The sequence below is a fragment of the Streptomyces sp. Ag109_O5-1 genome (assembly GCF_003814875.1).
GTDB lineage: Bacteria > Actinomycetota > Actinomycetes > Streptomycetales > Streptomycetaceae > Streptomyces > Streptomyces sasae.
This window is the reverse complement of sequence record NZ_RKQF01000001.1, coordinates 4,664,265-4,688,661: the sequence shown is the minus strand read 5'-3', so window position 1 is coordinate 4,688,661 and position 24,397 is coordinate 4,664,265. Positions and strand designations below refer to the sequence as shown.

24 protein-coding genes and 2 pseudogenes are annotated in these 24,397 nt (G+C 69.0%); 10 read left to right on the top strand and 16 right to left on the bottom strand.

The features are described from left to right. The first annotated feature begins 48 nt into the window (after positions 1-48). The 4 genes and pseudogenes from EDD90_RS21275 (at position 49) to EDD90_RS21260 (ending at position 4,473) form a co-directional block, all read left to right on the top strand. Positions 49-1,244, top strand: a pseudogene (locus EDD90_RS21275) (alpha/beta hydrolase family protein). 145 nt (positions 1,245-1,389) lie between these two features. Then, entirely contained in the window at positions 1,390-1,902 is a 513-nt protein-coding gene (gene msrA / locus EDD90_RS21270; protein WP_123974551.1) for a peptide-methionine (S)-S-oxide reductase MsrA, read from the top strand. A gap of 528 nt (positions 1,903-2,430) precedes the next feature. Continuing rightward, on the top strand, positions 2,431-2,928 hold the full coding sequence (locus EDD90_RS21265) for a hypothetical protein (protein ID WP_123974550.1): 498 nt from the start codon (positions 2,431-2,433) through the stop codon (positions 2,926-2,928). Positions 2,929-3,165: 237 nt separating this feature from the next. Further along, positions 3,166-4,473 (top strand): vanadium-dependent haloperoxidase, encoded by a 1,308-nt coding sequence (locus EDD90_RS21260; protein ID WP_185149176.1) that lies wholly within the window; start codon positions 3,166-3,168, stop codon positions 4,471-4,473. Between the two features lie 229 nt (positions 4,474-4,702). Here EDD90_RS21260 and EDD90_RS21255 read toward each other — a convergent pair whose 3' ends face one another. Both EDD90_RS21255 and EDD90_RS21250 read right to left on the bottom strand, forming a co-directional pair. Beyond that, on the bottom strand, positions 4,703-4,987 hold the full coding sequence (locus tag EDD90_RS21255; protein ID WP_123974549.1) for a hypothetical protein: 285 nt from the start codon (positions 4,985-4,987) through the stop codon (positions 4,703-4,705). A gap of 167 nt (positions 4,988-5,154) precedes the next feature. After that, the gene (locus EDD90_RS21250) at positions 5,155-5,952 is read right to left on the bottom strand and encodes a hypothetical protein (protein ID WP_123974548.1); all 798 of its coding nucleotides are present in this window, start codon (positions 5,950-5,952) and stop codon (positions 5,155-5,157) included. Between the two features lie 440 nt (positions 5,953-6,392). Here EDD90_RS21250 and EDD90_RS21245 point away from each other — a divergent pair, with 440 nt between their 5' ends. Beyond that, positions 6,393-6,872, top strand: coding sequence for a hypothetical protein (locus tag EDD90_RS21245; protein WP_260327972.1), 480 nt, complete (start codon positions 6,393-6,395; stop codon positions 6,870-6,872). A 224-nt stretch (positions 6,873-7,096) separates the two neighbouring features. On the opposite strand, the gene EDD90_RS55565 is transcribed toward EDD90_RS21245, so the two are convergent. After that, positions 7,097-7,249: a hypothetical protein gene (locus EDD90_RS55565; RefSeq protein ID WP_185149175.1), complete on the bottom strand. Its 153-nt coding sequence runs from the start codon at positions 7,247-7,249 to the stop codon at positions 7,097-7,099. A 613-nt stretch (positions 7,250-7,862) separates the two neighbouring features. On the opposite strand from EDD90_RS55565, the gene EDD90_RS21240 reads away from it, so the two are divergent. Further along, the gene (locus EDD90_RS21240) at positions 7,863-8,315 is read left to right on the top strand and encodes a hypothetical protein (RefSeq protein ID WP_185149174.1); all 453 of its coding nucleotides are present in this window, start codon (positions 7,863-7,865) and stop codon (positions 8,313-8,315) included. Positions 8,316-8,381: 66 nt separating this feature from the next. Here EDD90_RS21240 and EDD90_RS21235 read toward each other — a convergent pair whose 3' ends face one another. The 3 genes from EDD90_RS21235 to EDD90_RS21225 form a co-directional block, all read right to left on the bottom strand. Then, a complete protein-coding gene (locus tag EDD90_RS21235; RefSeq protein WP_123974546.1) occupies positions 8,382-8,747 on the bottom strand; it encodes a hypothetical protein in 366 nt (121 codons plus the stop codon). Between the two features lie 40 nt (positions 8,748-8,787). After that, entirely contained in the window at positions 8,788-8,952 is a 165-nt protein-coding gene (locus tag EDD90_RS21230; protein WP_123974545.1) for a DUF4291 family protein, read from the bottom strand. A gap of 168 nt (positions 8,953-9,120) precedes the next feature. After that, positions 9,121-10,050 carry an NADP-dependent oxidoreductase gene (locus EDD90_RS21225; protein WP_123974544.1) on the bottom strand — a complete coding sequence of 310 codons (930 nt, stop codon included), beginning with the start codon at positions 10,048-10,050 and terminating at the stop codon, positions 9,121-9,123. A 90-nt stretch (positions 10,051-10,140) separates the two neighbouring features. On the opposite strand from EDD90_RS21225, the gene EDD90_RS21220 reads away from it, so the two are divergent. Next, positions 10,141-10,521 carry a helix-turn-helix domain-containing protein gene (locus tag EDD90_RS21220; protein WP_123974543.1) on the top strand — a complete coding sequence of 127 codons (381 nt, stop codon included), beginning with the start codon at positions 10,141-10,143 and terminating at the stop codon, positions 10,519-10,521. A 431-nt stretch (positions 10,522-10,952) separates the two neighbouring features. On the opposite strand, the gene EDD90_RS21215 is transcribed toward EDD90_RS21220, so the two are convergent. From EDD90_RS21215 to EDD90_RS21195, 5 genes are all read right to left on the bottom strand, one after another. Further along, positions 10,953-11,162, bottom strand: coding sequence for a DUF4304 domain-containing protein (locus EDD90_RS21215; RefSeq protein ID WP_123974542.1), 210 nt, complete (start codon positions 11,160-11,162; stop codon positions 10,953-10,955). 116 nt (positions 11,163-11,278) lie between these two features. After that, positions 11,279-11,755, bottom strand: a complete 477-nt coding sequence (locus EDD90_RS21210) for a DUF4291 domain-containing protein (RefSeq protein ID WP_123974541.1) — start codon at positions 11,753-11,755, stop codon at positions 11,279-11,281. 59 nt (positions 11,756-11,814) lie between these two features. Beyond that, complete coding sequence (locus EDD90_RS21205) at positions 11,815-13,425, bottom strand: M48 family metallopeptidase (RefSeq protein WP_123974540.1); 1,611 nt, start codon at positions 13,423-13,425, stop codon at positions 11,815-11,817. A gap of 104 nt (positions 13,426-13,529) precedes the next feature. Continuing rightward, complete coding sequence (locus EDD90_RS21200) at positions 13,530-14,195, bottom strand: hypothetical protein (RefSeq protein WP_123974539.1); 666 nt, start codon at positions 14,193-14,195, stop codon at positions 13,530-13,532. A gap of 17 nt (positions 14,196-14,212) precedes the next feature. Beyond that, positions 14,213-14,872 (bottom strand): hypothetical protein, encoded by a 660-nt coding sequence (locus EDD90_RS21195; protein WP_123974538.1) that lies wholly within the window; start codon positions 14,870-14,872, stop codon positions 14,213-14,215. Positions 14,873-15,127: 255 nt separating this feature from the next. Between EDD90_RS21195 and EDD90_RS21190 the strand changes: the two genes are divergently transcribed. Both EDD90_RS21190 and EDD90_RS21185 read left to right on the top strand, forming a co-directional pair. After that, positions 15,128-15,583, top strand: a complete 456-nt coding sequence (locus EDD90_RS21190) for a hypothetical protein (RefSeq protein ID WP_123974537.1) — start codon at positions 15,128-15,130, stop codon at positions 15,581-15,583. Positions 15,584-15,603: 20 nt separating this feature from the next. Next, on the top strand, positions 15,604-16,197 hold the full coding sequence (locus EDD90_RS21185) for a DUF4291 domain-containing protein (protein WP_123974536.1): 594 nt from the start codon (positions 15,604-15,606) through the stop codon (positions 16,195-16,197). A gap of 146 nt (positions 16,198-16,343) precedes the next feature. Here EDD90_RS21185 and EDD90_RS21180 read toward each other — a convergent pair whose 3' ends face one another. From EDD90_RS21180 to EDD90_RS21170, 3 genes and pseudogenes are all read right to left on the bottom strand, one after another. Further along, positions 16,344-17,621 carry a hypothetical protein gene (locus tag EDD90_RS21180; RefSeq protein ID WP_123974535.1) on the bottom strand — a complete coding sequence of 426 codons (1,278 nt, stop codon included), beginning with the start codon at positions 17,619-17,621 and terminating at the stop codon, positions 16,344-16,346. A gap of 200 nt (positions 17,622-17,821) precedes the next feature. Next, positions 17,822-17,968, bottom strand: a pseudogene (locus EDD90_RS59045) (DUF4291 family protein); the annotation flags it as partial. A gap of 71 nt (positions 17,969-18,039) precedes the next feature. Continuing rightward, the gene (locus tag EDD90_RS21170; RefSeq protein WP_221305118.1) at positions 18,040-19,323 is read right to left on the bottom strand and encodes an ATP-binding protein; all 1,284 of its coding nucleotides are present in this window, start codon (positions 19,321-19,323) and stop codon (positions 18,040-18,042) included. 760 nt (positions 19,324-20,083) lie between these two features. Between EDD90_RS21170 and EDD90_RS21165 the strand changes: the two genes are divergently transcribed. Further along, positions 20,084-21,604 (top strand): lysyl oxidase family protein, encoded by a 1,521-nt coding sequence (locus tag EDD90_RS21165; protein ID WP_123974532.1) that lies wholly within the window; start codon positions 20,084-20,086, stop codon positions 21,602-21,604. Positions 21,605-21,696: 92 nt separating this feature from the next. Here the strand turns inward: EDD90_RS21165 and msrA (EDD90_RS21160) are convergent, their stop codons facing one another. Both msrA (EDD90_RS21160) and EDD90_RS21155 read right to left on the bottom strand, forming a co-directional pair. Then, positions 21,697-22,413: a peptide-methionine (S)-S-oxide reductase MsrA gene (gene msrA, locus EDD90_RS21160; RefSeq protein ID WP_123974531.1), complete on the bottom strand. Its 717-nt coding sequence runs from the start codon at positions 22,411-22,413 to the stop codon at positions 21,697-21,699. A 150-nt stretch (positions 22,414-22,563) separates the two neighbouring features. Continuing rightward, positions 22,564-24,198, bottom strand: a complete 1,635-nt coding sequence (locus EDD90_RS21155; protein ID WP_123974530.1) for a M48 family metallopeptidase — start codon at positions 24,196-24,198, stop codon at positions 22,564-22,566. Positions 24,199-24,397: the final 199 nt, after the last annotated feature.

Below are 24,397 nucleotides of genomic sequence, written 5' to 3'. Positions count from 1 at the left end.
TCTCCGAGCGGACGCCGGCTCCGCCGCCGGGGATCTAGCGTCACCGGCATGACCAGACGACCCAGAACCCGTCGCACCGTCACCGCCGCCTTACTGGCCCTGGCCCTGCCGCTGCCCATGGCCGCGGCGGCGCACGCATCGGCCGCCCCGGCCGCCGCCTCCGTGAACCGCACCCGGGCGGCCGCCGACACCGACGTGTCCCCGGCCGAACTGCCCGCCCCGACCGGGCCGTACGCAGTCGGCCGGCACATCCTGCACCTCGTCGACGAGCACCGTCAGAACCCCTGGGTCCCCTCGGCGGGCCCCCGGCAACTCATGGTGTCGATGTAGTACCCCGCCCGCCCCGGTACCGGCGGTCCCGCCCCCTACATGACCACCGAGGCCGCCCGGCTGCTGCTCCGGACGAAGCTCCCCGGCACCACGATCCCGCCCGAGGCGGTCAGCGGGACCCGTACCTGGTCGCACACCGACGCGGTCCCCCGGCACGGCAGATACCCGCTGCTGCTGCTCTCCCCGGGCTTCACCATGCCCCGCACGGAGATCACCAGCCTCGCCGAGGACCTGGCCAGCCGTGGCTATGTCGTCGCCCTGGTCGACCACACCTACGAGAACACCGGCACCACGTTCCCCGACGGGAAGACCCTGACCTGCGCCGTCTGCGACGACCCCGACGCGTACCCGCCCGCGACCATCCAGGAGAGCCGGGCGAAGGACCTTCGTTCGTCATCGACGCGGTGACCAACCGCCGCCACCAGGCCTGGCGCCACGCCGGCATGATCGACAGCAGCCGGATCGGCGTGGCAGGACACTCCCTCGGCGGCGCCGCCGCAGTCTCCACGATGGCCCATGACAAACGTGTCCTGGCGGGGGTCGACCTCGACGGCACCATCTTCTCGCCCGTCCCCGACGACGGCCTGGGCGGCCGCCCGTTCATGCTGATGGGCCACCCCGTGGGCACCGACGAGGATCCCACCTGGACGGACGCCTGGAACCGCCTCACCGGCTGGAAACGGTGGCTGACCGTCACCGGCTCCGATCACTCCAGTTTCACCGACATCCCGGTCCTCGCCGAGAAGCTGGGCATCCCCGAACCCCCGGACACGATGCTCTCCGCCCGACGCGCCGTCCAGCTCACCCGCACCTACGTGGCGGCCTTCTTCGCCCTCCACCTACGGAGCATCCCCGAACCCGTCCTGAACGGCCCCTCCCCGGACTACCCGGAGGTGACCTTCCGCTCGCGGTGACCAGGACACCCGGGCGGCGGACGGACCAACGGGCCTCGGAATCGCTCGGAGCCCTCGCGTGTTGAGGTGAGTGGCCGTGGGATGCCGGTGGTGTGCCGACCGGGTGACCCGGATGACCGAGCTGACAGATATTGGAGGGGCCGAAATGGCTGCGCAGACGCAGAGGGCCGTGCTGGCGGGCGGATGCTTCTGGGGGATGCAGGACCTGATCCGCCGGCTCCCGGGGGTGACGGCGACCCGGGTCGGATACACCGGGGGTGACGTGGCGAACGCGACGTACCGCAACCACGGCACGCACGCGGAGGCCATCGAGATCCTCTTCGACCCCGAGCAGACCGACTACCGCGCGATCCTGGAGTTCTTCTTCCAGATCCACGACCCGAGCACCAAGAACCGCCAGGGCAACGACATCGGCCTCAGCTACCGCTCGGCGATCTACTACGTGGACGACGAGCAGAAGCGGATCGCCGAGGACACCATCGCGGACGTCGACGCGTCCGGGCTGTGGCCGGGCAAGGTCGTCACCGAGGTCGAGCCCGTCGGCCCCTTCTGGGAGGCCGAGCCCGAGCACCAGGACTACCTGGAGCGCTACCCGGACGGCTACACCTGCCACTTCCCGCGCCCGGGATGGCGACTGCCCGCCCGCGCCAAGGACTGACCGACAGACACGAGACGCCCCGGCGGACGGCAGAGGGGCGCCGGTCATACCCATGAAACCCATGACCGGCACCCACTGCGATCGGGCCCCTCGGACGGAGAGTGACGGCGAGGGCGCGGGCGCTGAGCCGGACTCGGGGCTCGACATCTGACATCTGGGGCCTGACGCCTGACCGCCGGCGGCCCGATACTCGACTGCCGACGTCCGCCGCCTGACCGCCGGCGGCCCCACGGCCGACTGTCGCCGTCCGCCGCTCGATCTCCGACGGTCGACTGCCTATGCCGGATGCCCGACTGCCGACGTGAGACGACCGCCGTGGGCCTGACCGCCGTCGGCCGATCTCCGACGGCCGACTGCCTGTGCCGGATGCCCGACTGCTGACGCGACTGCCCGACGGTCGATGCCCGACGGCCCAACGTCCGACTGCCGATGGCCCGACGGTCGATGTCCGGTTTCCGACGGTCGATGTCCGACGTCGGCGGTCCACCCCGCGCCGGTGCCGGCCGTACCGGCTGGGACACTTTCGCCATGGACACCACACCCGAGCAGATAAGCGCCCGGACAGCGGCCGCATGGACCGTCGCGCTCGCGATCCTGGGAGGATTCACCGGCTACGCATGGGACGGACCGTTCCTCGCCGTCACCTGCGCACTTTCCCTGGCCGGCGGCGGCACGCTCGGTACGATCCTGTCCCGCCGTCTGATGATCGCAACGATTCGGGAAGGCCAGGGCAAGGCCGCGGCGCTCGGATACTCCGACGGAATCGCGGACATGATGGTGCTCGGGATATCGGCATACCGGGCCGCCGCCTTTCCGCTGGCCGGCCCCGACGCGGTGGACGCCACCGAGCGCATGGCGCGCCGCAAGGCCGCATACCGGCTCACGGCGGCCGACGGGCTCCCCCATCAGATCCGCGAGGCCGCAGCCGCCGCTCTCGAAGCGATCGACGACCGGCGCGGCCGCGAGACCCAGTCCGCCATGGAGGAGCTCATGAAGGCCGTCCGGGAGCAGCGCCGCGGGATGTGAGGCGCCCCCGCCGTAGCGGTACATCATCCACCGGAACGACGGCTTGATCCGTAGGCCTTCGAGCGCGCCCCCGGCCTGCCCGGTTCGCGGCGAGTTGTCTTGCTCGTCCAGTGGGCCGTTGCTAAGCCTTGGGCACTCGACTCCAGGGAGCAAGCTGTGCATCAAGAGCCCCCTCTTGCCGTTCCGCCGCGTTCACGTGTCCGGGGATTCATCTGCGCCGTCGCGGCCCTCGCCCTCGTGACGCTCACCGCCACGACAACTCCCTCCGCCGCAGGCACCCGAACCGCGGCGGACCCGGCGGCCGTGGTCCGCGAGTGGAACGCCATCGCCACCGACACGATCAAGGCCGGCCTGGGCCCACGTCCCTCCGGGCAGGCGGCGATCTGGGAGGGGTTCGTCTCCGTCGCCGTGTACAACGCGGTGGTGGGGATCGAAGGCGGCTACGCCCTCTACAAATGGCACGAGCGCGGTCCGGCCAAGGCCTCCTCCGCGGCGGCCGCCGCCACCGCGGCCCACGACGTGCTGCTCGCCTACTTCCCTGCCGCCAAGGCACGGCTCGACACCGCCTACGCGGACTCGCTCGCCGCTCTTCCGGCCGGTCAGGCCAGAGACCGCGGCGTCGACTACGGAAAGCGCGCCGCCGCCCGCATCATCGAACTCCGGGAAGGGGACGGAAGGTTCGCGGACGTTCCTTTCACCGCTTCCCCGGCGCCGGGGATCTGGCGGCCCACCCCACCCGCGTTCCAGCCCTTCATCGACACCTGGCTCGCCAGGCTCCGCCCCCTCCTGCTCGCCTCCCCGCAGCAGTTCCGCCCCGGCGGACCGCCCGCCCTCTCCTCGGCGGCCTACGCCGAGGACTTCCAGGAACTGAAGGCCATGGGCGCGAAGACCGGCTCGGGCCGGAGCGCGCAGCAGACCGAGACCGCCCTCTTCTTCAGCGGCAACCTGGTCGAACAGGTCCAGACCGCCGTACGGGACCACGCCGCCCGGCACCGGCTCGGCATCACCGAGACGGCCCGGCTGTTCGCCGCGGTGAACGCGTCGGCGACCGATGCCGTCATCACGGCATGGGACGCCAAGCTCCACTACGGCACCTGGCGGCCGATCACCGCCATCCGCCTCGCCGACACCGACGGCAACCCCGCGACGACGGCGGACCCCGCCTGGGAGCCGCTGCTCGTCACCCCGCCGCACCCGGACTACGTCGCGGGCCATACGACCGTCGCCGCCGCCGTGGCACGCGCCCTGACCGGCGTCCTCGGCACCTCGCACATCGACCTCTACGTCCCCTCCGACGTCACCGGCACCACGCGGTACTACGGGTCCGCCGACGACCTCGACCGGGACGTCGTCGACGCCCGGGTGTGGGGCGGCGTCCACTCCCGCACGGCGGACGTGGCCGGCTGCCGGGCCGGCGCCCATGTGGCCGCCTGGGCCCTGGACCACTACTTCCGGCCGGTCACCAAGAACGGCACCCAGCCGTTCCCGCCGACGGCCGGGCAGGCCAGGCCCGCCGAGCCGAAGTGCGGCGACGGCAAACCCTGAACCACAGAGCCGAGGAGGCCCGGCACCGAGCCGGGCCTCCGATCCGTACCCAGGCCAAGCCGCAACCAGGTGTCCGCCAGTCCCACGACCCCCTCACCCGACCGAGCTCCACCCGACCGAGCTCCGCCCGATCTGGCTCCGCCCGACCGACGTCATCCGCTCCGATCGGCGCGAGCGCGCAGGCCGGAACGGCCTTGGAAACCAGCTCGTGCGGCTGGTCCGAGCACTGTCACGCGGACGCCACCACCACGCCGGCCATGACCTCGGGCGGGTTGGGAAGCAGTGACGCAAGGTTGTCCCGTACGAAGTCCGCAGCTTTCGAGATCGATTCATCGGCACCGGCCTGGTCCTGGAAGACGCTGGTCGAGACCATCACTCCGTCCCCGGCATCGATCCAGAAGTAGGCCACGAAGCCGGAGACCTGACGCATGAGCGGCACGAACCCCTCGTTCACGAGACGGGCCGCCTCGGCCGAATCGGTCACGCCTTCGTACCGCCGGATTGCTGCGTACATCCCCAAGCTCCTCACGGCATTCTGGGTTCGTCCTGTGCTGAGACGTCGTACCCCCGCGGTGGCGCTGTCCGGCCCATGCGGCGTCCGCAATCACCTGAAGGGCCGCCCTGGGCGATCCGAACGGCGGCCGTCGGCGCGGACGCGAGGCCCGGCGGTGCCGTGCGGCGTCAGCCGCGCCGCTGCCACCAGCGCCGCTTCTGCTCGCCCGGCCGAGGAACGGTCCCGGCCCCGTCAGGGGCTGACGTGCTGTCCGGCGGGAAGGCCTTCAAGGCGGCGCGGATGCCGTCGAAGGCGGCAACGGTGTGGTGGTCGCCGGCGGGGAGTGTCACTCCGACGCACACCAGCTTGAAACTGTTGTCGTCGAGGGGTACGCCGATGAACACCGGTGCGCCCACGCACCCTTGTGGCAGGTCTCCGATCCACCGGATGCCGCCGTCGTCCGAGCGTGTGATCCGGCCGATCACGACAGCCTGCTCCCGGGAGACGTCCCCGTCGTTGACGTGACCCAGCAGATAGGCCGGGACCGGCGACTCACCGAGGTCGGCGATGTCCTGTTCCGTGGCCGCGATGCCGTCGGTGATCTCGTCGGTCGTCCAGTGCCAGCCCTTGCGGGCGCCGTGTGCGTGCAGCCCGGCGGAGGGCATGACCGCCACCCCCAGATCGCCGAGATGGGTCCACCCCTCCGCGAAGTCGACCATCATCAGCTTCTCGGCGCTCATCGCGGGTGCGCACAGTTCGGGGCGCAGGGTGAACTCGGCCAACTCGACCCGCGCCGGCTCACTGGCGGTCACGAGGTACTGCCGGATGACCTCGCCCTCGGAGGTCGTCTCCACGAGTTCGTTGAACCAGAAGGCCGTAGCGTGTTGTTCCTCGCGATGAGCCCGCTGGAACGGAAGCGTCGAGCGGCCGACGTGATCGACTATCGCGTCGATGATCGCACTGGTGTGATCGGGCAGGTCAGACATGGGTCGAGAGGGTAATGCACGGTCGGAGACAGCCACCGGGCAGCATGGCGCGGCCCATCCGCGCGCCTCCCTCCGGTCCTCGCTCTTCGACGTCGGCGACGGGCAAGGCTTTGCCGAATCGGTTCGACGCCCCGGTTCGAGCTCACCCCATGAATCCCCGGCGACCCGCGGTCGCATGCCGAAGAGCGCGTTGGCCCGCCGCGTCGCGGCCCCGCCGGGGAGGAGGTGCCCCAGTGCGTGACCCGTCTGCTCAGGGCCGCCGACTCGGTCCGCGCCGCCCGGTCACCGGAACCGGCTGTCGGGTGGATGAGGCCGTCATCCGTTCAGGTGGGCGAGATGTGCGGGTCCAACGGGATATGTTCGTGCTCTGACATCGACGTGTACGCGTGCCCAGCGGGACCCACTGGCGCCGACGCACCGCTTCGGACAGGCTGCGGCACATGGACTGGATGCCCTTGCTCTCCACACTGGCTGGTGCCGCCATCGGGATTGCAGCCACTCTGATCGCCGATCGCAATCGGTGGCAACGAGAAGAAGACAGGCACGCGCTGGAGATACGGCGCGAGGTGTACACGGTGTTCGTCGCCGCCCTCAAAGACGCGGGTGAAGAGATACGAGCCGTCGCCCTGGGCGATCACATGTCGGCGTCGGCACGTGACGCGGCCGTACGAGAGGCCGTCCGCGGCACCGGCATCTACACAGCAAGTGAACGGCTTTGGCTCGTGGGACCGCCGCAGGTCGTGACGGCCGGAAACGAGGCGTTCCACGGTCTGCGCGCACTCCGCGACGCCTACGCCCGAGGAATGGCTGTCGGCTCCGCCGAGGAAGCGCCCCTGATAGCGCAGCGGCGCGCGGCCACTGCGCGCATGCGCGACATCATGCGTGAGGACCTGGGCATCGGACCGCTGGGCATCGAGTGATCCTCACCGCTCCCCGTGAATTGCCGCTTCCCGCCGCAGCCTTCGCCCCCGAGGGACGCGCTGCCTATCGACGTCGTCGGCACGACACGATCGTCGTTGCGGCTCGGCGTACTCCGACGCGGCAGGCGTGTTCCGTTCGGCAGGTGCCGGACGCTCTTGCGGAGCTCCCGTGCGCGATCGGAGTGAGCTGTCGGCGGGACAACCGGGGGTGGTGGGTGAGCACATCATCGGATCACGATTCCGAAGGGCCACTGGCCGAATTCGTAGCCCTGAGGCAGGAGATCCTTCAACGGCAGACCACTCAGCACAACATCCTCGCGTTGCAACTGACCATCCCCGGTGCGGTGTTCAACTTCTCGCGTTTCGTCGAGGACCATGTCGGTATCGGACAGCTGGGCCGTTACATCCGCGAACATCTGAGTCCACGCGTACCGGGAGGCCTCGGCTGGGAATCCTGGGTCGCCCCGGAACCCAGCCAGGTTCGGCATTCCGTGGTTGCTGTGGATCTATGCGTACTTCGTCACCTGTCCAGGGGTAGCGCTGCTCGCTCTCGGAGCGGCAGCTCCCGCAGCGTTCACGACGGACCATGGTCACCGGTCACTCGGTGCGACGGTCGGCCTGGTGCTCGTGTGGCTGCTCGGTCTGACAGTGACGGTCCTGTGCTGTCTATTGCTGTGGCGAACGGCCAAGTCCACCCGGGCCCCCGACCCGGGCCAGCGCATCCGCCCACCGGAACCGCGCAGCGAGCCGGTGGACTGACGTCCGAGGACCTGCCTGCCGTCGATCGACGCAGGAAGCCGGGGCGATGCCCATCGGTACGAGACGCCAGGATGGGTGCAGGTCAGAGGCCACCCAGGCCACTGGAGTCTGTGAAAGCGGCTTGATGACCCATGTCAAGCCTCGCTCACAGACCTTCGCCGGACGGAGCGGCGGCGCTCTGCTCTCTGCGCGGACTCCCGAGTGCTTGTCCTGGGTGGCAGGATGGTCATCATGGAGATCATTCCAGGACAAGGCGTGGCCCTCGTCAGAATCGGCGATCCGCGATCGCAGGTCGAGGAGCGCGTCGGGTCTCCGTATCACGGCCCGGGTGGACAGCGGGCCGTGTACACCACCTCACCCACGCTGGTGATCACCTACGCGGCTGACGCGACGGTCGAACTCGTGGAGATCGGCTACGGCGGCGAAGGCGGCGATGCCGAAGCGCACTACGACGGGGTTCAGCTGACCCATCGCTTTCTGGATGACGTTGTCGCGGACCTCCACGCCCTCGGGCACTCAAGCACACCCTCAGACATCGGCCACGACTTCCACGCCGGCTTCTCCGTGTGGTCCATGCATTCGCTGTGGGCGCGCGACCTCGACCCGGAGGCCGGCGAGGACGACGAACGCGCGGTCTCCGAAGGAGTCTCGGTGGCGCCGTATACGTACTTCACTGAAGGATAGGGAGAGGCAAGGAAGTGGCGGGCGTGTCCGGCGAGCGAAGGCACTCCGGTGCCACCTCTCCGCAGCTCAGCCAGTGCGCCGGTCCGTGGAGAGTAGCCACTGCCAGCGTTGACGTTCCGTGACGAGGGTGGCGGCCACGAGGAGAGACACGAGGACTGCCGCATAGATGGGCCACGCCAACCATGCGGCGATCGCGGCAGCAGCGAGCTGAAGCAGCACGAGCAGGATCGTGACCGTACCCGGAACAGCGATGATCACCTGCGCCTTGTCTCCCGGAGTGGAGAAGACGGCCGGGAGGCCGATCAGTACCGCCACCGCCAAGACGGCAAGCAGCCATGAGTACTTGGACAAGGCCCAGGGACTGGCCACCCAGGCGACGAGTTCCGCAGCGAAGCGCAGAACGGATGCGATGCGGTCGTCCGGTCTCTCCATGTTCGCCCCCACAAGCTGTGTCGACCACCAGCGGGGGATCTTACGACCACGCCTTGGTGGTCCAGGTCATCCTGTCGCGCTTCCACACGGCGGGGAAACGACCCTCGCGGACGGCGGGCAGCCCGATCTCCGGGGAGTACGCCTGGTAGACGGTGATCGTGGAGTCCCCGTAGGCCGCACGGATCCCGCGTTGCGGTTGGTCCATGCCGTACAGCTTGGGGTCGGCGGGTTCGGGCGGCCACTGATTTTGTCGGCACGCCACCCCCTCGGCCGCCCCGAAAGGGGTGCTCAGCTTGACCCCCGCCCGGCCTCCCGCCTTCCGCCTCAGGCCTTTGCCCTTGTCGAATCGGGGCGGCGAGGCCCCACGACGGCATCAGACGGTGAGGACGAGCTTGCCCTGGAGGTGACCGCCGTCGAGCAGGCGGTGTGCGTCGGCGACACGCTCGAACGGGAACGTCTCCTGCACATGGACCCGGAGCCTGCCCTGTTCGACGAGTTCGACGAGACCTCGCAGGGCGATCGGATCGGGGTCGACCGCGATGCCGCTGAAGCGCATGCCGGCCGCCTCGTACCTGGCGATGAGCTCCGAATCCTCCTCGGCGACCGCCGTCACCAGGTGACCGCCCGGGCGGAGCACTTCGAGCGACCGCTCGACGGTGTCGCCGCCGATCGTGTCGAGCACGACGTCGATGTCGCGGACCGCCTCGGTGAAGTCGACCGCCGTGTAGTCGATCACCTCGTCGGCGCCGAACCCCTCGACGAACTTCCGCTTGCTCCCGCTTGCGGTCGCGATCACATGCGCGCCGAGCGCCTTCGCGATCTGGATCGCGACATGGCCGACCCCGCCACCTCCGCCGTGGACCAGGACACGGTCGCCCTCGGTCACGCCGGCGAGGTCGACGAGGCCCTGCCACGCCGTCAGCCCGACGATCGGCAGGGCCGACGCCTCGACGTGCGAGAGCGAGGCCGGCTTGCGTGCCAGGTGCAACGCCGGCGCCGACACGACCTCGGCGTACGCGCTCGCCGCCCGCGGGAACAGCGGCATCCCGAACACCTCGTCGCCGGGCCGGAACCGCCACGACTGCGACCCCTCCTCGACCACACCGCTGATGTCCCAGCCGAGCACGAACGGCGGCCGGCCGAGCAGCGGGAACTCACCGGCGCGCAGGCGCGCCTCCAGCGGGTTCAGCCCGATCGCCCTGACGCGGACGAGAACCTCGGTCGGGAGGGGCCGGGGCTCGGGCACGTCCACGACGGTGAGCACCTCGGGACCGCCGAGCGTCTGCTGGGTGATGACTCGCATGACTCTCCTAGCTCTGGAGGGGGGAGAGAACCCAGGCTAGGTTTCCGACAGGAACCAGCAGGTACCCGTGGCCCGGGTACCTTTGCCGCCATGAGCGGTTTCGGTTCCGGTGATCCCTTTCTCGCCGACTGCCCGGCGCGTCTGGCGGTCGAGCTCATCGCCGACAAGTGGACGGTGGTCGTGCTCTACGGCCTCAGCAAGGGCCCGGTCCGCCATGGCGAGCTGATCGGGCTGATCGGCGGCATCTCCCGCAAGATGCTCACCCAGACACTCCGACGGCTCGAGGCGCACGGACTCATCAGCCGCCACGCCTACGCCGAGGCGCCGCCCCGCGTCGAGTACGAGCTCACTCCGCTAGGTACGACGCTGATCGATCCGATCCACATGCTGACCGAGTGGGCCAGGGAGAACGGCGACGCGGTGCTCGACGCACTGGACGCCGACGCCGAGCTGGTCGCCCATGGCGACTGAGGCCCCCTAGGGTATTTCTGCACGATCCAGTCGGACCGGTGCCGGCGGGACGTGTACCAGCATGAGGTTGTGGCCGACCAGCTTGCCCAGCGAACTGCGCCAGGTCCTGAGAGCCCTGGAGCAGTTCTGTATTCAGGCCCCGTGCCACGGAGGCGAACGTCCCTGAACTCCTTGCGCGTTCGGGTGTACGTCCCACGTACACGCCGGCCGCGATGCTGACACGATGGCGGCTGCACATGGCCGGACTTCCTTCGTACGCACGCCTGGCATCACCCGATGCTCACCCGGACATCAGTGCCTCGGCTCGGCCGTCACGAGGGGAGCTGCTCCCTGATGGCCTGGGAGCGCGTAGCCGGTGAACGCGGCCATGACGGAACCAGTCAGGCGGCTCGGATCACTCCAGGTGTCCTGGGCCGAGGGAAGGAGGCTTCCTACGCGACTGTGCCAGGCTGCCGGGCCGTGACCGTGAACTCGACATGCCTCGCCGTGTTGTACGCGGACTTCTGGAAACCGAGGAGAGCCCACGACGCCGGGTGGGGCAGTTCGAAGATCTGCCCCGAGCCCTTGAACCCGAGCGCCCGCAGCGCAGGGGCGATCTGCGTGCGCATCATGGAGACGAACACCTCCTGTGCTGTGGTCACCGAACCGACAGCCACCGACCGGCGCCAAACCGACCGGGCACGACACCCCCGTCCCGGCGAACCTCGGCTGCCATGGGGCCCATCGGCCGCGGGTTGCCGTACGACGGGCAGGCCCGTCACCCCATGAGGTGGGCGAGATGGTCGCCCTGATCGGGATAAGGGCGTTCCTGTGGCAGCAGCCGGGTCGCGGAGGCCAAGTCACCGCCGCTGACGAGGGTATGGATCTCGCGGGCGAGCGGGGTCACGTCGCGGATGGCGACCGTCCACTCGTCCGCGTAGCGCCGTACGGCCTCCCCGGAAAGGCCGAGTTGCAGAGATCGGTACGGCAGGGGCTGGAGGTGCGGGTCCCGCTCGGGGTCCCACTGCACGCGAGCAGGCGCATGCTTCAACTGACGCTGCCAGGTGGCTCGGTCGGCATGCACCCCGCGGACGTAACTCGACAGACACGCGTGACGCAGCGCCCACTCGAAGCCGTCCCGGCTGATCTCGACAGCGAGGACGGTTTCCTGTCCCGCTTTCGCGCCCCAGCCGCAGCGGTACATCATCCACAAAAACGACGGCTTGATCCACGTCAAGCCGTGTTCACGAACCATTTGTCGAGTTGAAGCGGACTGGAATCGTTGCGTTGACGGGCAACCCGGCCGCACAGCGGCTATGCGGGCACGCGGTGAGGGGTGGCAAGCAGGGCGCGTAGCGGAGCGGTGTCGGGCGTGTCGGCGACGGCCGCGTCGATGGCATCGTCCATACCCTTCTCCCACGACTCGGGCAGGAAGAGTCCGGGCTGCCTCGACCAGGCGATGTCCGGTTTGGCGTGTCCGGACTCGGCGAGGCGCAGGTGGACCATGCCCGCGAGTCCGTCGAAGATCTTGGGCCGAATGAAGTTGCGGGCGGACGGCCCGATCAGCCGCGCCGCCTGATACGGCTTGGGCATGCAGTCGGCGACCGCCATCCAGAGCAGGCCGCGGTCGAACGCGTCGAGTATCTCCTCCAAACCGGGCAAGAGGTCGGCGGCCACCTCCTCGGCCGAGGCATCTCGGCGTACGGCCGCCGAATCACCTGGGCATTGCACCGATGAGCGAAGCGCCCTGGCCACGGCGACCCGCAGCGGCCGAGACCAGCCCTCGGCGTCGGCGACCGCGCGGGCCATGACGAGGTCGTCCCAACTCATGCGCCGCAGCCGCGCCGCCTCCTGCGGCAGCGTGCGCGCCTCCAGCATGGCGAACACCCGGTCGGGGTCGCGCAGCAGGGTCAGCCCGGTCGGCTCGTCGGCCGATTCATCCGGCCGGCCATCGGTGGGCAACTGCTCGACAAAGGCGATCCGTTCGGCTATCGGCGGGTGCGAATCGTACTGGTGCGGCCGCGGCGGACGCTGCCCGGCGGAGAGCGCAGCGAGCTGCTCCCCTGTGCGGGCGGCGAGCAGCCGACGGAAACCGCCGTGCGTCTCGCCAACTGGCGGTAGCGCTCCCAGCGACCTACCCATCGCGGTGTACGTCTCCAGGTAGTGGGTGTAGGCCCCGGTGAGCACCGGAAGCATGCGCAGTGCAGCGGCCGTCGCGTCACGGCCCGCGTGCCGGGCGGCCATCTGGTCCGCGGCCAGCTCCTGGTGGCGAGCCATGGACTGCGAGGTGCGCAGGAACATCCGGGCGTAGCCGACGTACAGGGCACCGATCGCGTAGTGCAGCCGGGTGCTGCCCTTCTGGAAAACCTCCACCGTGTGCAGTACTGCTTCCCGGCCGCGCATCGTGACACCGCCGAGCCGAGTGCCGAGGTTGCCGTAGTGCCCGAACTCGTGGGCGAGGACGGCGCGCAGCTGTGGGACGGTCAGCCCGGTAAGCAGCGGCAGGCCCAGGAGCATGCGGCGTCGCCCGTGGAGCAGGCCCAGCAGGCGGCTTTGTTCGGCGACCCCCGCGTTGACCTCAGCGACCAGGTAGAGCTCATCCGGCGGCCGCTGCCCCGTCGCTTCGGCAGCGATCTGTATCTGTTCCCACAGCTCGGGCTGGTCTTGAGGAGTGACCGCCACCGCGTGTGGCATCGGGCCCAGACGCCCGGCCCGTAGAAAGGCGAAGAGACCCCGCAGAATCGCCGCTGACAGCAGAACGGTGACGGTCAGTACCGTGCCTTCGAACCAGGCCGCCTGCGCCGTGAACAGTCGTGTCATCAGCAGCCAGTCAAGTACCGCCATGGCCGACAGCAGAACCACGCCCATCAGAAAGAAGCCGACCAGCAACGCGAACGCGCGGACAGCGCGCAGTCGAAACGTCATCGAGGAATCCCCCACTCACATGGTTCCACAGCCCGAGGAGGCCAAAGCGCTCGCGGATGCTACCTGCAGCTTTCCGAACGGGATACGTGCAGTGTTCGGCTACGTCAGTACCAGCGGACTTGGCCGGCAGCCCCATGGCCCGAGGAGACGGCGTGGCGGAGAACGCGGAGCGGGCCGTCAAGAAGTTCGTCCGCGTTGTGGTCGGGGTCGTCACCCAAGCCGGTCATCCACGCGTGGATTCGCTCGATCGCGTCGCGACGTGGGGTTCTGGTCAGGACGAGGGCCTCCTCGACCGCGGGCAGTTGAGCACGGACTTGCTCGGCATCGAGAAGGAAGTCCCCGAACCAGCCCGGCAGCCGCAGCGTCGCATCGGGACCCAGTGCGTAAGCCAAGGCGGAGAACGGGTCGGCCTTGCGCGCCGTGGCCACGAACAAGCCCTCCTCGACATCGGGGGGAAACTTATCCATGACCGTGTCACGCAACTCCTCCGCGTGGTCGGAGTCGTCGTGGCAGGCGTCAAAAAACGCGCTCAACCGGAGGGCGTCCTCGTCGGCGCTCCAATCGCCGGGAGAGCTCCTCGACGGAGTGAACATGGACGCCTGCGCCTTGCTTCGCCACCAAGCCAGCTCTCCAGGCACGTCAAAGTGCACTGGCGCCTGCGCCGAGTTCTGCACCGAAGCGCTCAGCAAATTCCGTACCTCCTGTTCGGGCACCGCGCCGACGATCCACACACCTGTGACGCTCAACTCCGCCTCCTTCTGCTCTTCCACCCGAACTCGGGCATGTCTCAGCCGTCGGTATGACGGTCGTCCGTACTGCGGGTCCACAGGGAGAGGTCGCTGCTCGTCGCTACGGCGATCGCTCGGCCGGAGGGGGAGAAGCCGGCTGCACGGAATGTGGAGTAGTTCGAGTGGAAGATGTGCCACCACTCCTCTCCGTTGGGACCCGCGTGGGGGAGCCCGCCGTCGCGGGACAGCAGGACCCGTTCGTTCGGCCAGGCCGGGGTGACGACTTCCAGGGTCCAGCCGTCTTCGGTGGTGGTGTGCAGCCCGCCGCCGAAGAGCCCGGCGATGCGTACGCGGCTTCCGGCGATCGGCCCCAGCCCGGGGCACGACAGGTCGGCGACGGCGTCGGGGGTGCTGTCCTCGGGAGCGGGGTCGCGGTCCCTGGCGATCTTCTCGCCGATCACGGCGTCGAAGAGACCGTGACCGTCGGAGGAGACGGCCATCACCAGATCGCGGCCGGTGTCGGCGGCCGTCGCGAAGCCGATCCCGAGCAGTCCGCCGACGGGGATGCCGTACTCGTACTCGAAGACGGGCCGCCAGGGTTCGGGTGCGGGCATCACCGGGGCCGCGAGAAGCCGGTTCCGCAGCGCCTTCTGGTAGGCCGAGAGTTCGGGCTCATGCTCGGACTGCCCTTCCGGGGGCGTCTCCTTCTTCCACTTCATCACGGGACCATGATCCTCGCCTCGAAAGGCCGGCCCCAGAGGTGACCCCGGTCCAGCGCGTAGGCACAGGTTCTTGTCGGCTGTGAACGCTGCTTGATGACTCATGTCAAGCCTTGCTCACAGACCTTGACCATGACCATCCGGCAGGCCGAAGGATCCTGCAGCCTGTACATCTACCGAGGGCTGAACTACCCCGCCGCTGGTCGCCAATATTGCAGTGCGACGTGCGGACCAGGGTCGTTAGGGTCCCTCGCCATGGGCACGGACATCTACGGTGGGATCGAGTTCCGTCATCCCTATGCCGGGACCGAAGATTACGACGGCGAACCATGGGTGACCGCCATGGATCTGTGGCCGCTGTACGACGAGACCGACTACACGGCCTTCGGCCTCCTCTTCGGCGTCCGCAACTACGCAGGCTTCCGGCCGCTTGCACCCGGTCGTGGTCTTCCCGCCGATTTGTCGAGCAACATGCGTTCAGAGCTCTGCTCCTGGATCGATCAAGGCGAGATGGGCAGCGCGAGCTGGGTCAGTTGGGCCGAGATCGCCTCCATCGATCCCGCGACGGCACCCGAGCAGTACGGCTTTGCCGAGATGTCGCTCCACGTACCGGACGCTACTTGGCCCGCACGGGCAACTGCCTGCCGTTTGCGGCCGACCTGCTCCGTCGGATCGGGCAACGGGTCGAAAATCGATGGTCACCTGAGCTGACCGAGCCCACGCTGTACGCCATGGAAGAACCGCTCCGCAGGATTCGCGCGCTCCACACGGCGTCCACGATCACCGTCTACCAGGCGTACTCCCCTGAGATCGGACTGCCCGCCATCCGAGACGGCCGTTTTCCGGCAGCGTGGAAGCCTGGCCGCATGACGTGGATCAAACCCAGTTTCATGTGGATGATGTACCGGTCCGGCTGGGGTACGAAGGAGGGGCAGGAGACCGTCCTCGCCGTCGAGATCACCCGCGACGGCTTCGACTGGGCACTGCGCCATGCCTGCCTGTCGAGTTACGTCCGCGGACTGCATCCCGACCGCGGCGCCTGGCAGCGTGACCTCAAGCGCGCACCGGCCCGTGTCCAGTGGGATCCCGAACGCGATCTGCACCTGCGTCCCCTGCCGCACCGCTCGCTGCAACTGGGGCTCTCGGGTGAGGCATCGTCGCGCTATGCGGACGAGTGGATCGTGTCCATCAACGACGTGACTCCGCTCGCCAACGAGATCCACGCACTCGTCAGGAACGGTGAACTGGACTCAGCCACCGGACTGCTCCCCCAGGAGCAGGGGTACCCCGCCAGTGCAGAATTCCTGGCCCACCTGTGTCCCTGACCTGCGATCATGGCACAACTGGGGCCATCATCCACGGGTCACATGGCGGCGCAGGTCTGTGAACGCTGCTTGATGACCCACGTCAAGGCTCGTTCGTAGACCATTTCTCTGAACACGCCTTTGCCGCAAGCTGATCACGTGATGTGTCAACCCAGCAGATCGACGACCTCGCGGTAGTCGTCGTAGGCCTCGCCGTACTGGTGGGCGGCGAGGAGGAACATGGAACGGTCCGTCAACGCCTGTCCCAGTGCCTCCCGGCTCTGCTCCGTGGCTGCCATGTCGGCCAAGCGGCGCGCGAGCGTCACGTTCTCATCGAAGATTGGGCGGAGTGGCTTCAGGATGCGGTAGCTGCGGTTCTCCTGGTAAAGGGCTGAGCGAATGGTGAGCCTCCGGTGCAGGGCTACCAGGGCGGGAAGGTGTTCGCAGGGGTCGGTTCTGGCCGCCTCTCTCAGACCGGCGACCTGTTCTTCGAGGGTGGGCAGGCTGTCGAAGTATTTCTGCTTGACGTCGGGTGACCAGTCATGGAACGGGAAGCCGAACGCAGGCGCGGGCGAACCCGGAAGCGCGACGGGCTCTGTCGGCCGACCGGACAGAGCGTACAGAGTGGTCCACCACGACAGGATGTTGCTCCAGCTCTTGCGTTCCCCCGTCCTGTCCAGCTCGGACAGAAGGGCCAAGGCGTCTTGTCGGGCCCTGCCTGCCTCGACGCGTCGGCCGGCGGCGTCCAGCATTCCGGCCTGTTGGACCAGTTGCCACGTCAGGATGGCCAGCGCCGAGTTGCCCTCATCGACTTCGGCACGGCTGGCATCTACGATGTCCGCGAAGGCCGTCAGAGCCGTGTCATGACATCCAGCCGCATCCAGCTCGGCGGTCCATGCCACCATGGTCCAGAAATCGACCTGCGCCGACCCTTCTGAGCGAGCTGCCTGGACCAGTCGGCCGCAGAGCTCTGCGGCCTCCTGGTGATTGCCGTCCTCTGCCAGCACGCTGGCCAGCTGCCAGTGTCCGTACAGAGGACTTGGCACTTGTCCGTGCGTAAAGCCCCATCGCCCGGCCTCGGCCATCTCCTCACATATGGCGAAGCCCTCAGCCCTTCGTCCGGCGGCATACAGCTCGTACCGGTACGCGGACAGAGCACGGACGAGCAACTCGGTCCTTTTGGGCTCCCCCGAGTCGATGCGCCGTGCCGTGGCAGCGGCCTCGGCGTGGCGTGCCAGTCGCACCTCCTGCCGGTCTCGGACCTCTGGCGCGTAGCCGTGGGAGAGCAGTGCCTGAGTCAGCTTCGGCAAGTACGTAATCGGACTCACCGCCGAAAGCACTCTGTACGCCTCGACTTGTTGGCGGACGCTCGGTCTGCCTGATCCAAGCAACACCGTGCGTGCCCGCAGCACCGCATCCTGATCGACCTTGTCGGTGTGATCCATGAGGGCGATTCTCAGAGCCGCAGGAGTGGCCGGACAAGGCTGCTGAGCCCTGCCCTTCGTCCTACGAAACCGGCCTCCAACCTGTCATGATGAAGGCGGTACCACCGCTCGGCGGCTCAACTCACCACGCGATCGACGATCCACGTCTCGCCTCCGACGCCGCCACCCATCACCAAAAGAGGCTGTGAACGCTGCTTGATGACCCATGTCATCCTGTCGCGCTTCCACACGCCGGGGAAACGGCCCTCACGGGCAGCGGGCAGGCCGATCTCGGGTGAGTACGCCTGGTAGACGGTGATCGTGGACTCGTCGTAGGCCGCACGGATCACGCGTAGCGGTTCTTCCACGGCGTACAGCGTGAGGTCGGCCCGATCGGACGGCTACTGATTTTCGGCGGACGTCCGCCTGGGAGTCGAGGTCAGAGCCGGCTGTACTTGTCGATGTCCTCGGTGAATTCCTCGATCGTGTGCGGGGTGAGAGTCGGCCGGGTGTCACCGATGGCGGTCATGTAGTCCTCGGTGGTGGCCGCTCGCCCCTCGCGATGCGTGACCTCGTATTCGAATGCCGCCTGTGCACCCTTGCGGGCGGCGAATTCGATGTCGGCGGGGGTGAACAGCTCGCTGGCCTCGACCAGTTGGCCGAGATCCACCGAGTCGCCCGAGGCCCTGAGATAGCGGGCCCAGATCGCCGCGCGGGCGGTGGGGTCCGGCGGGCCGATGGGGATGACGTAGTCGAACCGGCCCGGCCGCAGGAACGCCGCGTCGAGGGAGCGCACCGAGTTGGTGGCGCAGGCCAGCAGCCGCGCGTCGTGCTCGCGGAAGACGGGGATGAGCTTGAGCAGTTCGTTGGTCACTCCGTGCCCGGGGTCGACCGCCTTCCCGGAGCGCACGCCGGCGATCTCCTCGACCTCGTCGATGAAGAGCAGCACGGAGTCCAGTTCCGCCAAGTCCGCAAAAGCCTCCCGTAGCGCCACGGCCAGTCCCTCGCTCGTGTCGGCCGCGAGCCGGGAGGGGAAGAGTTCCACGAACGGCCAGCCGAGCCGCGAGGCCACTGCCTTGGCAAAACTGGTCTTCCCGGTGCCGGGCGGGCCGAACATGATGATCGACTTGGGCGGTACGACACCGTAGCGGTCTGCCAGCGCCGGCTCGGTCAGCGGCAGTACGACACGGCGCTCGACGATCTGCTTCTCCCGCTCCATGCCGGCCATGGCGTCCCAGAGGCCCTCGGGCAGCACGCGGCCGCCGAGCGCGGCGAGGACGTCGGCGTTGGCGGTGCCGGGCGGTTCGAGCTTCTCGTAGTAGGTCAGGTCGGCGCGGGACTGGTAGCCGGAGTTCTCCAGAGCCTTCGTTCCGGCGGCACCGGGCGGCAGCAGGGCACTGACGTGGCGCACGCCCAGTGCCCGCAGGCGCCGTTCCAGCTCGGTGAGGAGCGCGCTGCCGATCCCGCGCTCGCGCCATCGTGAGGCGAGTGCCACCAGCAGGATCCAGCCCCGCTTGTCGTGGGCCTGCGCCACGGCCATGCCCACCAGTTGGCCACCGACCACCGCGACCACCGCCGTCTGACCGGCCTTGGCCGCGGCCATCACCTCGGAGACCGGAAACACCCGGTGCTCGTCGGCCTGGCGGCTCTGGTCCCAGATCTGAATGGCCTGGTCGAGATCGTCGTCGTGATAGTCACGCAGATGCCAAGCGGGCATCGCCATCACCTCACCCGGCGCGGAGTTCTCATTGTCCTCTATGGGGCGCCTTATGGCGAATGTGGAGTGCCTTATGGCGAACCTGGTCGGCTCCGGGCGACTGCCACGACCACGGCGAGCGGACAGGCGGTCCGGCACTGGCACGCTCCGGGCCGAGCACTACGCGTGACGCTCGGCCCGACGGGCGGCTACAGGCCGACGAGACCTGCGCAGGGCCGGCGAGCGCGCCGTCAGAACCAGTGAAGGCAGTGCGGTGCGCGGTCGGAGCGGAAGAGGGAGTCAGCGAGTGCGGCCGCGCCCGGGTGGTGGGCTTGGATGTGTCCGGCACGTACGAGCGTACGCGGGACGGGCGCGGCGAGCGGGATCCGCTCGTGATCCATCAGGGCGTCCGACGGATGGCAGAGTCCGTCATGAGCCGTTGAACAACCCCAGCCGTCGCAGACGGCGCTGTCGGCGCCTCTCGTGCAGCGCCCTCAGTCCGAGAGCGCGTCCTGTGCCCGTGCCGGCGAGTGTGCACTGCCCAGGGAGCGATCCGTCGGCGCAGAACCCGCGCACCGGTCTGCGTGTTTTCTCCGGCCCGGCCGAGTGGCAGGCGGTCTCCGATCACCGAGTCGACGGCGGCAACGAGCCGATATCCAAGGCGACTTTCGGTTGCCAGGCAACCTGCGTCGGCTTCTTACCCTTTTCACAGATGGCACACAAGCACCTCCTCCCGTGCCTGCAAGACGTGTACGACTCGTCCCGACCAGACGCAGAAAGAGCACCCATGACCAGACACCACCCCAATGCCTTACGGCGTTCGGCGGTCATCGCCGCTGCCGCCCTCACCGTCGGCGCCGCCGGAACCCTCGCCGCGCCCGGCGCAGGAGCGGCGACACCGGCGGGTACGCCGAAGCTCGAACTGATCGCCGCTACCCCCGCGGTGACCGTCGACCGATACGAAGGCGAGCCGGGGGTCTATCTGGACCTCGGCACTTACATCACGGTCGACGGGGGACCGTTCGAGCTGCGGGTGACGCGCAAGTCCTACAACGACCCCGTCGTCGCGTCGCAGGTGATCCGCTCCGGCGGCCGGACGGTGACCAAGACCCTGCCGAAGGGCCTGGTGAAGGACTTCTCGGGCCTGCCGGGCTTCCTCAAGGTCAGCATCAGCGACGAGTCGGGCGCGAAGAAGGTCGACACCACGCAGTCGTTCTGCCCGAACAACCGGGCGGGCCGGATCCGGCCGGATGCCCCGGCCACCTCGAAGTACCCCGACGGTTGCTCCGACAACCCGTTCGCGCTCGGTGGTGTGTGGGGTGTCGAGAAGGGCTGGGCGGCCGCTACATCCCAGGGCTTCCGTGGGGACAACGCTATCGACCTGCCGGCCGGCGTCTACACCGCGAAGGTGTCGGTGGCGAAGAAGTATCGCGACCTGTTCGGAATACCGGACAAGACGCAGACCATCAAGGTGACGGTCCGGCAGCAGGACTCCGGCGGGGGCCAGGGTCTGGCCGGCGCCAAGCGCGGGCAGAAGAGCGCGTCGAAGAGCCTGAAGCCGGCCGCCGAACGCCCGGTCGGCAAGGCGGCCGTCGCCGCCGACATGCCCAAGCCCGACCTGCGTGCCCTCCCCGCGTACGGCATCGCGATCACCGATGGGGCCGAGGGCGGAGCGGGTGCCGTCGCCGGCAAGGACTACCTCGCCTTCAGCGCCACCGTCTGGAACGGTGGCCCCTCGCCGCTGGTCGTGGACGGGTTCCGCAAGCCCGGCGCGGAGAAGATGGACGCGTACCAGTACTTCTACGACGCCAAGGGCAAGCAGGTCGGGTACACACCCACCGGCACCATGGAGTGGGACCCGCGGGAGGGCCACCAGCACTGGCACTTCAGCGACTTCGCCAGCTACCGGCTGCTCGGCGCGGACAAGAAGGAGATCGTCCGCAGCGGCAAGGAGGCGTTCTGCCTGGCCAACACCGACGCCATCGACTACACGGTGAAGAACGCCAACTGGCACCCGTACAACACCGACCTCGCCACCGCCTGCGGTGAGGAAACCGCCGTCTCGGTGCGCGAGGTGCTCGACGTCGGCAACGGCGACACCTACAGCCAGTACCGGCCCGGTCAGTCCTTCGACGTCACGGACCTGCCGAACGGCACCTACTACATCCAGGTCATCGCCAACCCCGACAACCGGCTCAAGGAGCAGAGCACGACCAACAACGTCACGTACCGCAAGGTCGTCCTCGGCGGCACACCGGGCGCCCGCACGGTGACCGTGCCGAAGTACGGCCTCATCGACGCTCCCTGATCACCTGGCGGGTGGGGGCAGACGCCTCCGCCCGCTCACCGGCCGACGGCCTCCAGGCCGTTTCCGACCGGGCACGAGCCGCTGTCGGCGCGCTATTTCTCCGTGACGTCCGACGCCGGAGCGATGCCGGTCGGGCAGGACGCCCCCCAGTTTGTGCCGAACGGGGTACTTAGCTTGACCCCCGTCCCGCTCAGGCCGCAGTAACCCGCCGGGTTCTTGTCGAGGTATTGCTGGTGATAGGCCTCGGCCGGGTAGAAGGGGCGGGGCTGTGCCGGGAGGAGCTCTGTGGTGATCGTCTTGCGGTGGCCGGATTCGGTGAGGGCCTTCTGGTAGGCCTCGCGGCTCGCCTCGGCCGTGGCCGCCTGCTCGGGAGTGTGGGTGTGGATCGCCGAGCGGTACTGCGTGCCGACGTCGTTGCCCTGGCGGAAGCCCTGCGTGGGGTCGTGGGACTCCCAGAAGGTCTGCAGGAGGCGGGCGTACGAGATCAGCTTCGGGTCGAAGACCACGCGCACGACCTCCGTGTGGCCGGTCAGGCCCGAGCAGACCTCCTCGTAGGTGGGGTTCTCGGTGTGGCCGCCCTGATAGCCGACGAGCGTCGTCCACACGCCCGCCGGGAGCTGCCAGAACTTGCGTTCGGCGCCCCAGAAGCAGCCGAGGCCGAAGTCGGCCACCTCCAGGCCCTCGGGGTAGGGGCCCTGGAGGGGATTGCCCAGGACGGTGTGCCGGTCGGGGACCTCGAATATGGGCGCGGACCGGCCCTTGAGTGCCTGCTCGGCGGTGGGCAGTTGGGGCGTGCGGCCGAAGAGCATGGGGTCTCCCTGTCGGTCCCGGGGGCGGGGTGTCTGCCCCGCGGCGGCACCCCTCACAACGTGCCGGGTGCCGTCCGAATTCCGCTCATGCCGGGGCGGGCGCGGCCGTGCAGGCCAGGTCGGCAGGCGTCCTCGGCGTCACTTCCGGGGTCAGGCCGGCTGTGGGGCCGGGGGCAGCAGTGCGCGCAGCGGAGCCGTGTCGGGGTGGTCGGCCAGCGCAGCGTCCACGGCGGCGTCCAGCGCGGCCTCCGTGCCCGCCTCGCCGTCCAGGTCCGACGCCGAACCGGGCAGCCGTACCGCCGCGGGACGCGACCAGGAGAACTCCCAGTTCAGCAACGACCGCGCACTGAACTCGGCCAGCACCATGCTCTGCAGCGAGTCCCGCAGCACCGGCCGTACGAGCTCCCGGAACGCCCGGCCTTCCACGGTCGCCGTCTGGCCGGACAGCGGCAGCCGCTGGGCCAGCTGCCACAGCTGACCGTCGTCGATCACCGTGAGCAGCGCGGGCAGCGACGGCCGGGCCTCGGTGTGGAACGCCAGCGCCCGGTGCAGCGGGGTGTCGAGCGAGGCCAGCCCCGCGGCCATCGACAAGTCCAGCAACTGCTCCCACTCCGGTGCGTGTTCGAACTGCCGTACCTCGTCCGTCAGTACCGCGTCCTCCAGTGCGGCCAGCGTCCGGGCCGGGTCCGCGAGCACCGCGAGCGCGGGGCCGTCCGCCTCCTCGCCGCGCCCGTCGGCGGGCAGTTCCTCGATGCGCAGCACCCGGTTGGCGATCGGCGGATGCGAGTCGTACGGCGACCTGGGCTCCGTCGGCAGCATCTCCCGCATCCTCGCCAGCTCCGCCTCACGCGCCGTCAGCATCCGGCCGAAGCCTCCGAAGAACTGGCCGCGCGGCGGCAGTCGGCGGGCCTGGACGCCGAGCGTCGCATACGACTCCAGGTAGAAGTCGTGCGCCGTGGCGAGGATCGGGATCTCGCGCAGCGCCGATGCGGTCGCGTCCCGCCCGGCGATCCGTGCGGCGGCCAGGTCGGCGGCGTACTCCTGCGCGCGGGCCGTCGACAGCGTGGCCCGCATGTAGAGCTTCGCGTACGCCGTGTAGATCGCCGCCATCATCCGGTAGGTGACCCCGGCGCCCGCGGTGTCGATCTCCTTGGCCTTCTTGCCCTTCGCGGTCCGCTTGGCGGCGGCCTTCTCCTGCCGGGCGCGCTCGGCCGCCTCCCTGCCGTCGGCCTTCGCATGGAAGTGCCCGACGGTCCGCCCGATCTGCACCCGGCCGCGTACGACGAGGGCCGACAGCCGGGTGTCGCCGCCGGTGAAGTGGCCGTACTCATGGGCGAGTACGGACTTCAGCTGGGCCTCGGTCAGCCCGGTCAGCAGCGGTACGCCGAGGTAGAGGCGGCGCGGTCCGGGACGCAGGCCGAGCAGCCGCGGCTCCTCGCTGACCGCCGCGTTGACATCACCGGTGAGCACGATGGTGTCCGGCGCGCGTGTCCCCGTCGCCGCCGCGAGCTCCCTCACCAGCGCCCACAGCCGGGGCTCGTCGGCCTCCGTGACCGGGAGTCCGGCCGGGCCCTCGCCCCTGGGCGTGCGGAGCATGAACATGCCCCTCACAACCGGCATCGCCAGCAGCAGGGAGACGATCACGATCTTCCCGGCGACGGCCCCGGGCGCCCAGGTGAATGCCGCCACGTCGAGCGTGGCCAGCGCCGCCAGCAGGACGAGGCTCAGCAGATAGAAACCACAGAGCAGAACAAGGGCGCGCAGCGCCCGCAGAGTTGCGCCCATCGGGCAGATCCCCCCACAGGACCCCAGAAAAGGGAACCGACAACGACACGGAAAACGAACGGGGCCGTATGACGACGGATGCCCGTATGTGGTGCGGGTGGTGCTGGTGATGCTGCTGTGGGGGGATGCCGGAGTATGCCGTACCGCAGGTCAGGGCGCCAATTCAGGCGCCCCGTAAGGGGCATGGGGCTGCATTCGA

Coding starts and splice junctions, on each gene's coding strand:
- EDD90_RS21220 (WP_123974543.1), top strand. CDS start 10,141: ATGAGCGGTTTCGGTTCCGGTGATCCCTTTCTCGCCGACTGCCCGGCG.
- EDD90_RS21190 (WP_123974537.1), top strand. CDS start 15,128: ATGGGCACGGACATCTACGGTGGGATCGAGTTCCGTCATCCCTATGCC.
- EDD90_RS21155 (WP_123974530.1), bottom strand. CDS start 24,198: ATGGGCGCAACTCTGCGGGCGCTGCGCGCCCTTGTTCTGCTCTGTGGT.
- EDD90_RS21170 (WP_221305118.1), bottom strand. CDS start 19,323: ATGGCGATGCCCGCTTGGCATCTGCGTGACTATCACGACGACGATCTC.
- EDD90_RS21230 (WP_123974545.1), bottom strand. CDS start 8,952: ATGGACCAACCGCAACGCGGGATCCGTGCGGCCTACGGGGACTCCACG.
- EDD90_RS21195 (WP_123974538.1), bottom strand. CDS start 14,872: ATGAAGTGGAAGAAGGAGACGCCCCCGGAAGGGCAGTCCGAGCATGAG.
- msrA (WP_123974551.1), top strand. CDS start 1,390: ATGGCTGCGCAGACGCAGAGGGCCGTGCTGGCGGGCGGATGCTTCTGG.
- EDD90_RS21265 (WP_123974550.1), top strand. CDS start 2,431: ATGGACACCACACCCGAGCAGATAAGCGCCCGGACAGCGGCCGCATGG.
- EDD90_RS21245 (WP_260327972.1), top strand. CDS start 6,393: ATGGACTGGATGCCCTTGCTCTCCACACTGGCTGGTGCCGCCATCGGG.
- EDD90_RS21250 (WP_123974548.1), bottom strand. CDS start 5,952: ATGTCTGACCTGCCCGATCACACCAGTGCGATCATCGACGCGATAGTC.
- msrA (WP_123974531.1), bottom strand. CDS start 22,413: ATGCTCTTCGGCCGCACGCCCCAACTGCCCACCGCCGAGCAGGCACTC.
- EDD90_RS21225 (WP_123974544.1), bottom strand. CDS start 10,050: ATGCGAGTCATCACCCAGCAGACGCTCGGCGGTCCCGAGGTGCTCACC.
- EDD90_RS21255 (WP_123974549.1), bottom strand. CDS start 4,987: ATGTACGCAGCAATCCGGCGGTACGAAGGCGTGACCGATTCGGCCGAG.
- EDD90_RS55565 (WP_185149175.1), bottom strand. CDS start 7,249: ATGGTCCTCGACGAAACGCGAGAAGTTGAACACCGCACCGGGGATGGT.
- EDD90_RS21240 (WP_185149174.1), top strand. CDS start 7,863: ATGGAGATCATTCCAGGACAAGGCGTGGCCCTCGTCAGAATCGGCGAT.
- EDD90_RS21210 (WP_123974541.1), bottom strand. CDS start 11,755: ATGGTTCGTGAACACGGCTTGACGTGGATCAAGCCGTCGTTTTTGTGG.
- EDD90_RS21235 (WP_123974546.1), bottom strand. CDS start 8,747: ATGGAGAGACCGGACGACCGCATCGCATCCGTTCTGCGCTTCGCTGCG.
- EDD90_RS21185 (WP_123974536.1), top strand. CDS start 15,604: ATGGAAGAACCGCTCCGCAGGATTCGCGCGCTCCACACGGCGTCCACG.
- EDD90_RS21165 (WP_123974532.1), top strand. CDS start 20,084: ATGACCAGACACCACCCCAATGCCTTACGGCGTTCGGCGGTCATCGCC.
- EDD90_RS21180 (WP_123974535.1), bottom strand. CDS start 17,621: ATGGATCACACCGACAAGGTCGATCAGGATGCGGTGCTGCGGGCACGC.
- EDD90_RS21205 (WP_123974540.1), bottom strand. CDS start 13,425: ATGACGTTTCGACTGCGCGCTGTCCGCGCGTTCGCGTTGCTGGTCGGC.